Below are 13606 nucleotides of genomic sequence, written 5' to 3' on the forward strand. Positions count from 1 at the left end.
TTCTCTTCTCCTTTTTCATCATGTCTACTTCCAAATGACACTTGCTGACTGGAATGGATCTAGCTTTAAATATTGCTGAGCCTCCTTAGAAAACATGGCCTTTTCTAAATTGGCCCCTGCAAAATTCGTATTCCTTACATTTGCTCCAATAAAGCTGGCCCCTCGTAAATTTGCTAGCTCAAAATTAGCGCCTTCTAAATTCGCATTTGTAAAACGAAGCGGTAAATAGCCTGGTGATGCCCATTTTTGGCGATCTAGCAAGCCACTCGCTCCCTGTACCTGTTGAAGATTGGCTCCCTGTAACTGACTATTGCTAAAATCCGCCTCATGGATTGCGCTGAAACTCAAATCTGTGTCCATTAGCTGACTTTCCCGAAAATTGGCGCCTATCAACAGACATTCACGCATTTGACAGTTGGTTAAATTGGTTTTCTGAAAAAAGGCATAGCGCATATCCAAGCCCTCATACGTTCCGTCAGCTAAGCGTAATTGATTAAATACCTCATATGGATATTCATCCTCTAGCTTTTCTTCTAGCCAAGCTTTTATTTCATCACTATCCTTCGATGAAAAGTCCTCGCTATAAACTACTTCGTTCATATCCATAAACTCACCAATACGGATTTCGACAGCTACATCCCGCTCCAGTGCTAAATACTCTGGGCATCTGATGATGTCGGGAAGCGCATATCTAGCAAGACTTATTAAATATTGATGAAAATGACCGGCGTCCTGAAGTCTAATGCGATCAATATCTGCTTGCGTAATTGCTCCCATAAATGTTTTACTATACAAACTTAGCTCTTGGATGTATTGCTCTAAATAATGATGCACCCAGCTAGCATCATAGGTAGTTAAAAGAGGTTGTAGGTCAAAGAACCATTCGTCATCCGTAGCCTCTACTAAATAGTGCGGATTTCTCTCCAATAGCTCTGTGCGTAGCATCGAAAATGTAATATGGGCAATTGGTCCTTTCTGGTGAAGCGATTGCTGCTGGGCTAGTTGCTGACATACCTTTTGAAAGGACGACCTAAAATCCTCGGCTAGTTGATCTTTGGAGGCTTGGAAAAAATCCTCGAGCAGCAAAAGATAGTTCAACCTTCTTTTTTCTACTTCTGTGTCATAAAAATGCTGTAAAATTTCCTGTGCCTGCATTTGTGACTCCTTCTTTCTCTTTTGTTCATCTTTAATTGGCTTTTACTTCTTTTCCAAAAATTTGCACACTGCCATTCATAGTAATTTTACTTTCTTTGCATTGTAATGAAATTTCCTCTTCTGCAGACAAAAGAATTTTTTTGCTAGCATTCACTGTAATATCTGCTTCGGATATAAGCTTAATCTCTTTTTTGCTATAAATTTCAATACCGCTTGCTTCATTTAAACGAATAAAAATGTCGCCATCCTGTGCGGTAATGAGAATTTCTGTTGGACTTAATTTAATCTCTTTACCAAAGGCTGTCCGGTAATATTTCGTCGAAGGATCGTCTAGCTTATTAGTGGCCGTTGTATCCAAGTTTTTTCGTACGGAGGTACTAGCAATCGCCTCTTCCTCACGGTGAGAAGGAAAATAGATGTGGACAAAATCATTGATTTCCGGCATACAATACCAGCCACTATGTCCCTCAGCTGTATAACCTGTTGAGTAAAGGAACCAATGTGCCTTGCCCTTATCCTGCTTGTCATCAATGGCTAAATGTACCTTAATATGATCCTTGGCGACTTCTAACACTTTTCCTTCTAAGGACAAGCCGGAAATAGTAGTGTTAAATAGCTCACTTTTTTTCATGCCATTTTTCGTTGACAGTGTATAGTAATGCTTCAGCAAGCCATCCTTCATGGTCGTATTTGCTTCATATATATATAGAGTTTGTTTATTAAATGTAACGTAATCTCCTATCTGAAGGACCTTGTCACTTTCCACCTCATAGTAAAGGAAATCATGCTCTCCCATACCTTCATTACCATTCTCTGTATATACAAGATAGTCTGCTAATTTTTTTCTGGTCGTGTAATGATAATCTTCTAGCTTTCCTTTAGCACTTCCAGCTGGAACACCAAAATGGAACTTTGGCTTGTCAAAGGTAGCGGCAGGAACGAGCCCTGTATTAAAACGAGAGGCCAGTCTTTTTAAAAATTCCCAATCAGTCTCGTAATATTGAAGGGTAAACTTTTCTAATTTAGCACCCTTTGTAGCTTCATCAATAATGTCTAGACCCGGGTAAAAAGGATTTAACAGTTTGAATAATGCCTTATAGGTCATTTCCTTATCCTGATAGGAGCGATTTTTCTTTTTAATATCTAGCTGATGGGTACTAGAAGCCGCTTCGACTTCGATATAATAGATGCCACGCACCGAGGTAACCTTCACATTTAAAATAACACCTTTAAATAATGGAGAAGGGACACCGAGGTGGTTAAGCTGGTTTACTTCAATGGCAGATCGTGCCTCGGTCATTTCGACATATGTATCTCTCGCCTCTTCAGGCACAATCCCAGTAAAACGTAACATAGCATGTTCGTTCATTTTTTTTGTAAGGCTGAGCTCTTGAATGCTGACAAGCTCAAATGGCGATATTTTTATATGATGATAAGCCGTCACTGCACCACTCATAGCAATGTCCCTCCTTTTTCTTCACTTGAAGTGAATTGTAAGGATTCCATCATGGCTCTTGCGATAGGGCGCCAAGTGTCAAGATCATCCTCCATACAATTGAAGGTGCCAATAAGTGCTCGCCCTTCGACAGAGGCAAAGAACATTAAATTAAAAATTTCTCCATCAATGGCAGGTGTAATGACCTCTAAAAAGGCTACTGTTTTTGCGTCGATCGTCAGAACCTCTGTATCTAGCCAATCTGCTGACGGCTGAGCTTGTTCAAGGATGTCCATCATATTTTCTTGAAATCCAGCGACTCCCTCCTCGTTTAATCGATGTGGTGTCAAATTGAAGGCAAGATTGATTGATGAGGATGTATCTGTAAAAATTAGGTTTGGTCTACGCTCAGATGGGTACTTTAAGGACGCTAGTTCAGCAGACATAATAGAAAAAAGTTTTGGCATTCGTATTTTCATTTTGCCATCCAATAATGATTGCTCTATCACCTGTACTTCTTCATCATCAATGGTGATAACATGTTGGTAAATATCGACTTCTTGTAGATCTTCCTGTTCGTCTTGTTCAGGCTCCTGTTCCACTTGTAATGCCGCTTGTTGCTGGGCTAACTCATGTCGTTCCTGATCTCTCATTTCATTTCTTAATGCAATAATCTTTTCATCTAAAAATTTCATCCCACTCACCTTCCGCTTCTTCAACGTATTTTCATCAACTACTTTTCAACTAATCAACGATCATTCGCTTTGGTCGACCTGGACTAGGCATTGGACTAGCCCCAGTTCCACGACCACCATTTTTGGCTTCACCTAATATACGGTTTAAATATTTGTGAATTTGACTATTGGAAAATGGTTGAAACTCTAGCTCTAACCGATTACTTATGTACATTTCAATGACATCTCGCTGTACTCGTTCTTCATCTAAACACGCTAAGGCAAATATTATGTCATAAGTATTGGTTGGACGACTTTTTAATAATTCCTTCGCAAAACACTGTAAAACCTTAGGATGATAGGTACTTTTTTGTACACCTGCATATTCACAGTGGAGATAATTAACGGTATTGTATTCAGTGGTATAATCCGAGAAATCAATGGGCTCTGATCGCAGTTTTGCGCCTACTTTTAATTTAAAACGTACTATTTCCATTTCATTTGCGGCAAGATACATGGAGTTATCAAGAACAATGGTCGTTGTAAATTGGGTGAAATCTAAATGATTTACCTCTTCAGCAAAACGTACTTTTACTATCATTTCATTGCCCGTTGCTTCATAGGGAAGCTCATAGCTCCTATGTAGCATATAGAGTCTTTTATTATGTTTCATGATGCCCTTGGTCAGAATAATGCTTGTATCTGTTACATGAATATGACAACCCGCTATAATGCCGTTTGAGTATTCCTCGAAATAGAGATCTAAAAATTCCCTCGGGAAATCCCGCAGATTCTCTAGCATTTCCAGCTTTAAAATTCTTCCTTTTTGAAAATGTGGATATTGATTCGTAAACATCTGTTATTCTCCTCTTTTATTTTTTAGCAGATGCCTACTTACTTTAATCCATCAAAGAAATCTAACTCTGATAGATCTGTTTCAAAGGCAAAGAATTCCTTGCTGCCAATAAACAGCTGCTCCTCTTTCCTAGCCACTGGTACTACATGGAAGCCCCAATGATCCTCTCCTGCGAAGACGAAAAATTTCACTTCACCATTGGCTATTGAATCAGTCTCGTCCTGTGGAATTTTATTGGAATAGAACGACACAATACTCTCATAAAGCACTGGAACAAAATTTTCCTGCCTATTGAAATAGGTGTACTTTTGGGTTGTCTGATGATCACTTCCAGTTAGGAAAAATTCGACCTCTGTGACTCCCCATGGGCGTGAAATAGTTCCATGAATTTGATTCAATCGTTCTAAGCTACTGATAAGAAGTTTTTCTTGCCTGTTATGTGTAAATGCACTAACAGAATAAGGTACTATAGGAGCATTATTCGTAACGGTCGTTTCAATCATGCCAATTTTTTTCGCATTTAAGTAACGCAATGCTCCTCTTAAGCAGGCAAGCTTTAATTCTGGCACTTTTCCTACATTTTCAGCCTTTTGCCTAAACTCAATGCTACGGCCTGGCACAAATTCTTTTAAAGCCTCTCGGAAGGCATCAATTTTACAGGATTGTCCAGTCAGCTTAATAATGGAATATTCACCAAGCATGCCACTTTCATAAAACTCCTCTAAAAATTCGCGTACAATATCATAAATATCTGCTTTTATAAGATGATTGATTTCTTTAATATTGAAAAAAACATTTGGATAATCGTAAACATCTTTAAATTGATGATGCTCTAATAGTGATAAGCACCAGCGATCTACTGTTGTGATATTCAAATCACTATCCTGCTGTGTATCGCTTTCGGAATAAAAGCGGCTTCTCAAAATACCCGTTTTGCGGAAAAATTCCTTCTTCATTTCCTCTGCCATTTCCCATAAAAAATAATGATTATTGCGAACTCTTAGATACTCATCACGTGTCCGATTTTCATATTCCTTAAAGCGTGTAGGAATGATAGATTCAGCATCCTCAAATGCTTTTTCGAATTGCTGGTAGACGGCCTCTACGCCATAATCATCTACATATCGGTAAATATCTTTTCCGGGGATATCAATTAACGCATCAATGTCATACGCATTTTTCCCTCGGCTATAATAGTTCGCAAAAACAATTTTCATAAATTGGAAGATGCGATATGTAATATTATTACCTCCAAAATTGGTATCACCATTTTCATAGGTTGTATGAATATCAATTTTGTAGGAAATGTGGCCGTCCTCTATGCGAAACTTACAGGAAGAGAGGTCTGTCGTTCCCCCACCACAATCAATAACAAGTGCTTTGTATTCCTTACTATCCATAAAGCTTTGATTCTCTATTTGATTGGCGATCGTGTTATATAAAACGGACATTCCTTCATCAAGAGCATGCTCTGTTTCAATTTGATATTCAGGTAATATGGCCTGAAACATATCTAAAAATTGAGTTTTCAGCTTGACAGGACTTGAAATATGCAAATGTTTAAATCGACACTTAAATTGGTGCTCAGCCATACGTATGATATAAAGTAAAAATTCTCTTATGATTTGACTACGCGGGACAAGTGCTGTATTGCCATTTGCATCCATCACTTCTTCTAATTTTGCATAATTACTAACCCAACGCTTGATTCCCTGAAATTTAGTAGCCAAGGAGGTATAACTATTTTTTTTCATCACTTTAAGCGCTTCATAGCCAAAATGGTAGCTTACATGCTCTGTGTTCGAGCAATCTGCTACTGAAAGCACTGTGGGCACTACTTCAATCCATTCGTTTTGATGAAGTGCGTCTGGGAATTGTACAAAATTAATGCTATTCAGTTCAATCCTCTTGTTTAAAAGGTCATGGCTACAAGGAGATGCGACATAATCACTATCCAAAAAAACACCGGCTGTTGTATTTGTTGTACCAAAATCAATCGCAAGGATAGCATTTGTAGTTTCTAATTGCTTCATCTCTAAATCTGGTATCGGTACTTTGTAGTAATGTAAATTTGTTGGTGGTAGCGGGATTTCCTGATAGTACGTTTTATACATATACTCGGAATCTTGCTTCCGTAAAAAGATAAAGCTATAGTTTTTATTTTTTGTCTCACGTATGCCAAGTGCTTGATCCGCAGTTAAATAATAACTTTGTGGTCTTTCATCATCCTTTACAATATTTAAAATTCCACATAACTCTAGCTGCTCATTCACAAGTAATACATTGGATTCCACTAGAAACCCACCTGTTTCAACTACATATTGATCGGGTTTATCTATTTTCATACCTTTATAGACATTCATTTTGGCGGGGATTTTAATATCCCCATTATCAGAAAGCGGCGTCTTTAAATATTTTTGCAAAGCCTCTTCTACTCTTTCAAAGCCCCCATCTTGGTTCTCTTTTATGAGAAGATGTTCCTCAGCCCCACGATATCTTACAATCTTTTCAATTAATTCGTCCCTTGTCAGCGTATTAATTAAACCTGTAATGAGCTTTTCCTTATAACAAATATTTCTAAGCTGAAAGGTTGTCATTTCCATTAGCTCTACACGTGTATAGGTCATATATTTTTTTTCTGAATAACGCTTATTCAAATTCAATTTATACGAGTATTTGGTCGTCACCTATAGCCCTCCCTTGCTCTCTTTAATAAAGAGCTATTCGATCTAGCATCATAGTCTGTTCTATCCCCATAATGCCAAAATGGTATTGCCAATAAACTTCTATATGGTAGCCAACTGGCAGAAAAATCTCTTGAATGAGCTCAACCTTTTTACTATTTTTTTCTGTCTTTTTTTGCTGAATGTAAAGAAGTAACTCATCTTTTTCCTCGGACTTAACATAAATGAAACAATTATTAAAAATATTTATCAGCGTGTCTTTGATCAGGTATATTTCCTCGCCTGTTTGATAGAGTCTAAGCATGTTTAATGCCACAATTTCTTGTTCCTTTTTAGAAAAAAGCTTAATATGATCGCGAACCCGTTTTCCAAATACATTTGCCTGAATATCCCTCAGGATAAAACGAATATAAAATTCTTTTTTATTCATACCTTGCATGCGATCAATCTCAGCTAAAAAGTGTAAGGTTATATCTAATAGGCAGTCTCTAAACTCTTGATCTGATGTATGATCAGGATGAAACAGGTCTTTAAAGATCTGAAAATAACGATAATAAGGATTTACTTCAACATGCTGCTCTACTACCTGTGAATTTAATAGCTGTGGACTAAGCTCCATATACGGTGAATAGATTTTAGCTAGGTGAAAGTAAATATCCTTTGTTTGAAAGCCTTCATCTTCTGTTTTAATTAGTAAATCCCAAATGTAATTCATAGCCATTTACCCACACATTTATATTCCATAAAATGTCTTTGTATTTCAGCAATAAGGAAGCTTAATACATCATTCGCAATAAAGTCTCTATCTTGCTTTGCTATGAATTGCAATAGCATTGTTTTTTTATAACTGTTGCCTTCTTGTCTATCCATTAAAAATGGTTGAACAAGGTTATGACTACCTACTGGTTCGTATTCCTCGAAAACATCAATTTTTACTAGTTCAAGCATATTTGCTGCCTCAAAGGAATTTATCAGTCGAATAATTTCACCTTTTGTAGAAACGTTTTGATTATTTTTATAAGAAAGCTTGTGCATAAAATAGTCATTACGTCTATTTGAAACTAGCGCAAAATTTAATTTGCCAATTTGTTCCTGCTCTACTTTAGCTATTTTTAATAATCGCCATTCCCCCGATTGCTCTAGTGGCGATACAATTGTCAGTTCATGGTCTGAACGTTTTACATACCTAACATTTTCCTCTTCCGTATCAATGACATAGCCATGTTGGTTACCCGTTTTTCGTAATGATAAGACATGCTCAAAATTGACTCTATCTATAGCCGGGAATGGAAAACCACTATTCTTCACCACATGGGGTTGAATATTCCAAAGGGGCACCATGTTCAATCGTTTGTATTGCTCATATTCCTCTAAATCAATCGTCACTTCTTCTATTTCCACATCTTCATGTAACGGCGGACAGTCTACAACGATGACATCCAGAAATTTATGAACAAATGGATGATTAATCGTTTTCCAAGGAAGGCCATTTATTTGAAAAATAGAGTACAGCTTTTCGATTTCCTTTACATAACGATTATTCTTTATCAAGCCAACTTGAATCTCAACCTGACCCTCAGACGTCTTTAAACTACCTCTAAATATTCTTGGCTGTGCAAGTAAATGTTGAATCACATCCGAATTACACGCTAAAAATATAGTCATGAGCATCGCCGGTTCATGCTTTTTAATGGACCCAAGAAGCTTATCCGTGTATATTTTTTTCTCCTCTACATCTGTTGGACATATTGGAAATAAACAATCATGGATGGGATCGACATCCTCCCTAGGAAGCAATGTTGCATAGATATCGTATTTATTCTCTATATCATCCATCTCATTGAAAATACGCTCCTCAAGCTTGCGGTTCATATCCTCTTGATAGTCGATAAGATTTACAAAGACACCACTTACAATATCCTTTAGTAATTGACGTTGCTCTAAATCTTCTATTTTTCGTAAACGTTCGAACATAAGCTCTTTTAACAATTTACTTTCCTTCTTTCATAAGCCTAAAATTTGAATGCTAACTTGCATCTGGTGCTTCATCAATTGGTAAGTCTGCCTCGTTCGGGATAGCATTTTCCGGTGCTTGTCCTTGTGGAATAGGATTCAATTTATCATTTACATTCATAATTTTTCTCTCTAGCCCTAAAACCTTTGCCAATAATTCTGTTTCCTGATAAATTTCTTGAGCAAGCGTATAGGATTCTATTGCTTTTGCGTATTCCTGACGAGCATAGCTCTGATCGCCATTCTTTTCTAATCCTTCTGCCTTTAATTCTTTTTGGGTCTTTTCTAATTCTTTTATTTTCTCCTCTGTGTCCTCTATTTTTGTTTTAATCTGTGGCTCGCCAGTAAAAGAAATAGCCAGTGCTTTTTTTCTAGCCTTTTGGTAGATGGCTAAAGCACCATTATAATCCTCAGCCTCAAAGCGAAAATCAGCATCCTTGATGGCGTCAACAATCTCAACGATGGAATCCATATTTTCAATTCTTTGCACTACCTCTCCCTTGCCGAATCCATTAATGAGCTTTCCTTCTTTTTTTGCTTTTTCATAGTGTTCCAACGCCTCAGCAAATTTTCCAGTTTCCGCTGATTGATCCCCATTGATAAGCAGTTGTGTCACTCTTAATTTTCTAGCTAGTAAATTTCTATGTATAGGATCTTTCAATTTCTTTGCCGCATTTCGGCCCTCACTATATGCAAGAAGCGCTTCATCATAATTTCCATCCTGAAAATATTGATTGCCGCTCTTTTCATGATCCTTCATTTCTACTGATAGCTCAGCAATTTTTTTAGCTTGTTTTGCTTGATAAAAAATGGTGCTACCACCTACAACCAACGCTACTACTAATGCAGCAGCAATCATTTTTATATACTTTTTCTTGTTTTTATTTGTTTCCTGATAAACTTTATTAACAAATACTGCAGCAACCGTATAGTTTTCTACCACTTTTCTTTGTCTACTTAACAAAATTTCTTCCAATAAATCGGTATATTGTTCTGAATCCTTTACACCTTCAAGTGCATCGGCCATCTCAATCTCACTAACATCCTCCCAGAATCCTGCCGTACAAAGTAATAAGGCATCCCCATCCATGAGCTTCATTTTCTTAGACACAAATGGTTGAAAATCATTTGGCTTCCCAAGATAATTTAGCAAATTCCCTCTCTCTTCATGCTGGCTAATATCTAAGGATCGATTTCGATTGTTGACAATTTCCTGTGCTAAACTTTGGTCTGTGCTTTTGTAGGTTAATGTGCCATTACGGAAATGATACAGTCGTGAATTTCCCGCTACTGCCACAATCATCTTTGAGTAATCTGAAACAACTATGACAACACTAGCCTTCAACCTTACACGTAAACTTTGCGCTTGAAGTATATTTTGTGCATGCTTGAGATATTTTTTGATACTTCTTCTCGACATAGTTGGTTTTTCCATAAAACGTTCCAAAATAGCCTTTACCGCAAGCTCGGCACTGCTAATTTCCTGATCCGCATCTAAGCCCTTTATGGCTACCCAACAAGCAACATCATCAAGTTCTGTATACGCAAAGTAGTCTTTATTTTGCAGAAAGGACCCGGCTTCAGATAGAAAACTAGTTTTAAAGTCACAATTTTCCTTTCTCATAAGTCTCCTCCTTCTCTATTCCACCGTCACCATATTTTTTCCAAAATCAAGATGGTCGCATTGTCTTGATTCTTTAGGCGTTTTTGTTCAACGGCTTTTATAATGTTTTGTGCTAAATCATAGGGTGGAGCTTGCTGAGAGAGGATTTTTTCCATTTCAACCTCTGTTAAAGCATCATAGATTCCATCACTAAATAGGCAAACCTTGTCTCCTTTATGTAGTTGAATAGGATTATTTCCGGTATCTAGATTTTTAAAGCCTGCATATCCCAAATAATTTATTAATCGCTTTTTCAACGGATTTTCCTGCACTTCAAGTTGCGAAATTTCACCCGCAATATAACGTTCAGTTAATACCGATTCAAAAATATGTTTTTGGTTAATCCCTAAAAATTCACCGTTTCTAAAAATCGTGATAACACTATCACCTACCGCACCCCAATGTAGGTAGCCATCGTTATCAATAATGGCAGTGACTAATGTTGTTCCTCCATTGGAGCCATTCAAGTTTTCTACAATCATATGATTACTAGACATAGCTGCTTTCTTTAAAAAATCTTGTAGCTGATTGAGGCTACCAAGCTTTTTAAATTCTTCTATAAATGTGGTCACTGCGATCGTACTGGCCATGCGACCATTGGCTAACCCACTAATCCCATCTGCAAGCACCGCCATTGTGCCATGTGCCGTCTCAGCAGTTGAGAAATAATCATCCTGTTCATCCCGCCTTCCTATCGTTTGACCATTGCCGATGTAAATTTTCCCTTTTTCCATTTTTTGAGCAAGGATACCTCGTATGATAAGTAAAAAAATAAGTACAACAATAAAAATTAATGCAATTATGTAAGGTACTAGCTTATGGTCCATTCGTCATCATTCCTCACTTTGATTGTTTTCCCATTCAAAGTGGACGCCACAAAGTGGAATAAATAAAAACATACTTCTCCCTAACTGAATAACATCATAGGCTGCTAATTCAGTTGGTGTATAAACCGCTTCATTATTTAGATAGGCTAGTCCTGACGCATCTCCAGGTAGCAAGTAAAAATTCCGTTTTTTAGGATCATATACAATGACTGCATGATTACGTTTAGAGATGGAATTGTCTCCAGCAATTCGAATATGCATGTCTTCTGCCCTACCGATAAAATTCTTTTCCGATAAGATCCGATAATCTCTCCCCATTTGTGGTCCTTCAATACAAACCAACCATCCTGTAACAGGATCAATCCCATCCATTTCTCCTAAATAAGGTAATGTTTTATCATCTGCTTCAGCGACAGGTGTGGATGGACTATTTTGTCTTTGCTCCTGCTCCACCATAACATTACAGTACGGGCAAATATTACGATGTCTCCTTGAACTAAACATATGACCATTTGTACATCTAATTAAACTCATTCCAAAATCCCCCATCTATGTTGCGAATTTTTTCTCTATTTCACCAAAATTCGCGTATTTGCTATGTATATCGTATCTCCATTACCTAGTGGGTATGGAATCTCTTGTTTTAATCTATTTTTCACACGCTTATGCGCCTTTTTTAAACCTACACCATTAACAGAATCAATATCCTCTACATACCAAATACCAGCTACACAGTTGAGGACCGCATGTTCATAATTAACAAGAGATTCATATTCTGTTCCACTTAAATCAATATCTGCCTTATATTCAGCTGAGCTTTTTCCTATAAGTAATGAAATTTGATCACCAAGCTCCCATTCATCCACTTCCATCCCACTTTCATTAAGGAGAACAAGCTTAGAAATGTCCTTATTTGTCATAGTTTGAGTAATTGCTTTCGCCTCGTATTTGAGAGAACCATAAATAATAGCAAGAATGACCATTACTGTGCCAATAACAAATTTTAAAAGAACCTCCTGATTCATAACAAAAACATATAAAATGAAAAAGAAGGCAATGGTGACAATAATGATATCGATAATTTTTATAAGCATTTTTTTTCTTGCATTTTCACTGTAAGCTTCAGTTGGATATTGATCATACATGTAATCACACTTCCTCACTTTTTACCATTTGATTATTTATTAAAAAAGCGCTCAAATAAATCCGTTGTGTCAAGGGGATTTTTCTTCGCATTTTTATGTAGAGTTGAGGACATTTCTTTTGTTTTCGGATTGAAGCCAAAAAAGTGTTCAAAGTTTTTTTCAATATTATTTATATTAAAATCTGGTTTTTTGTCTGGAGATTGATGTCCATTAGAATGTCTTTCATCCGTTTGCTTTGATTGCCAGCCTGTACCTGGATCATCGAGACTAGCATCATAGGGCTCTCTCAATGCCGGATCTTTCAGTACTTTATAGGCTTCTGTAGCTTTCAAGAAAATTTCTTCTGATTCTTTGTTTCCCCCACTTACATCAGGATGGTGCTTTTTGGATAGCTTCCGATAAGCGAGCTTTATTTGATCTTGTGTGGCATTTCTACTAACACCTAAAATTTCATAATGTGTTTTCATCTTTTCAACCCCAATTTAGGATTATTAAAAATTATCTAAGGAACTAAATAAGTTCCTTAGATAATTAGAAGAGTTTTATCAAGCTACAACCTTAGACAGCGTAGCCACCCTCGATTTTTGCCAAGTCTGTTTTGTCTTTCTTTTGTTTAATGAATAAGTAGAATTCACCAATACCTTCTGTATCACCATATCTTTCTGTATAATCCACAACAAAAGCATTTGGGAAGTGAATTTTTCTTACTACTTGATCCGCTGAGATAACCTCTAGTGTTACTTTACGGTAACAATCTGCCTTTTCAGCAGGTACTAATGACCATAATCCTAATTTCATCGTATCATCAGAATTATCACCATCAGTAGCAGTTAGAATTTTACCTTTTACCTTTAAAGTTGCTCCAACATCTGTAGAGCGGGCATTAGAATCGTTTGGCGTATCTGTCTCATACTCGACAGTCATAATGCTTTCTAACCCTAATTCAATTGCTTCTGATCCTTCTACTTTTAATACAAAACCCATTTTTAGTTCCTCCTAATTTGTGTTGAATGACTCCCATCTTCTTTGATGAATTAAGTTTAAGCATAGCTATCTCATTTCACAGAGCAACGTGTTAAAACAAGCATTGTGAAATATGTAATTTTTCATCTGGATGATGTTAGTCGATTCATATTTATGTTAAAAGATTTATT

The 13606-nt window shown here is 36.9% G+C and carries 13 protein-coding genes; all 13 read right to left on the reverse strand.

All coding sequences use genetic code 11. The features are described 5' to 3' along the window. Positions 1–24 precede the first annotated feature (24 nt). The 13 genes from PI85_RS03895 to PI85_RS03955 all read right to left on the reverse strand — a co-directional run bounded on the left by PI85_RS03895 (position 25) and on the right by PI85_RS03955 (position 13436). Positions 25–1155 (reverse strand): pentapeptide repeat-containing protein, encoded by a 1131-nt coding sequence (locus PI85_RS03895; protein ID WP_036127041.1) that lies wholly within the window; start codon positions 1153–1155, stop codon positions 25–27. A gap of 31 nt (positions 1156–1186) precedes the next feature. Beyond that, entirely contained in the window at positions 1187–2611 is a 1425-nt protein-coding gene (locus PI85_RS03900; RefSeq protein ID WP_036127042.1) for a hypothetical protein, read from the reverse strand. Further along, on the reverse strand, positions 2608–3285 hold the full coding sequence (locus PI85_RS03905; RefSeq protein WP_235318447.1) for a hypothetical protein: 678 nt from the start codon (positions 3283–3285) through the stop codon (positions 2608–2610). The genes PI85_RS03900 and PI85_RS03905 overlap by 4 nt, the downstream gene beginning before the upstream one ends. 49 nt (positions 3286–3334) lie before the next feature. Then, positions 3335–4120: a hypothetical protein gene (locus PI85_RS03910; RefSeq protein WP_036127046.1), complete on the reverse strand. Its 786-nt coding sequence runs from the start codon at positions 4118–4120 to the stop codon at positions 3335–3337. Between the two features lie 38 nt (positions 4121–4158). Beyond that, the gene (locus PI85_RS03915) at positions 4159–6747 is read right to left on the reverse strand and encodes a molecular chaperone (RefSeq protein ID WP_042737514.1); all 2589 of its coding nucleotides are present in this window, start codon (positions 6745–6747) and stop codon (positions 4159–4161) included. 82 nt (positions 6748–6829) lie between these two features. Further along, positions 6830–7525: a hypothetical protein gene (locus PI85_RS03920; RefSeq protein WP_036127049.1), complete on the reverse strand. Its 696-nt coding sequence runs from the start codon at positions 7523–7525 to the stop codon at positions 6830–6832. After that, entirely contained in the window at positions 7516–8793 is a 1278-nt protein-coding gene (locus PI85_RS03925; protein WP_235318448.1) for a normocyte-binding protein, read from the reverse strand. The genes PI85_RS03920 and PI85_RS03925 overlap by 10 nt, the downstream gene beginning before the upstream one ends. 37 nt (positions 8794–8830) lie before the next feature. Continuing rightward, entirely contained in the window at positions 8831–10441 is a 1611-nt protein-coding gene (locus PI85_RS03930; protein WP_235318449.1) for a serine/threonine protein phosphatase, read from the reverse strand. A gap of 26 nt (positions 10442–10467) precedes the next feature. Continuing rightward, complete coding sequence (locus PI85_RS03935; protein WP_036127051.1) at positions 10468–11307, reverse strand: PP2C family serine/threonine-protein phosphatase; 840 nt, start codon at positions 11305–11307, stop codon at positions 10468–10470. 6 nt (positions 11308–11313) lie between these two features. Then, complete coding sequence (locus PI85_RS03940) at positions 11314–11841, reverse strand: FHA domain-containing protein (RefSeq protein WP_036127052.1); 528 nt, start codon at positions 11839–11841, stop codon at positions 11314–11316. Positions 11842–11876: 35 nt separating this feature from the next. Beyond that, entirely contained in the window at positions 11877–12452 is a 576-nt protein-coding gene (locus PI85_RS03945; protein ID WP_008181065.1) for an FHA domain-containing protein, read from the reverse strand. A gap of 32 nt (positions 12453–12484) precedes the next feature. Continuing rightward, positions 12485–12919: a DnaJ domain-containing protein gene (locus PI85_RS03950; protein WP_036127054.1), complete on the reverse strand. Its 435-nt coding sequence runs from the start codon at positions 12917–12919 to the stop codon at positions 12485–12487. A gap of 91 nt (positions 12920–13010) precedes the next feature. Continuing rightward, positions 13011–13436, reverse strand: a complete 426-nt coding sequence (locus PI85_RS03955; protein WP_008181062.1) for a hypothetical protein — start codon at positions 13434–13436, stop codon at positions 13011–13013. Positions 13437–13606 lie beyond the last annotated feature (170 nt).

This window comes from Lysinibacillus sp. A1 (genome assembly GCF_000801965.1).
In the GTDB taxonomy this organism is placed as follows: Bacteria; Bacillota; Bacilli; order Bacillales_A; family Planococcaceae; genus Lysinibacillus; species Lysinibacillus fusiformis.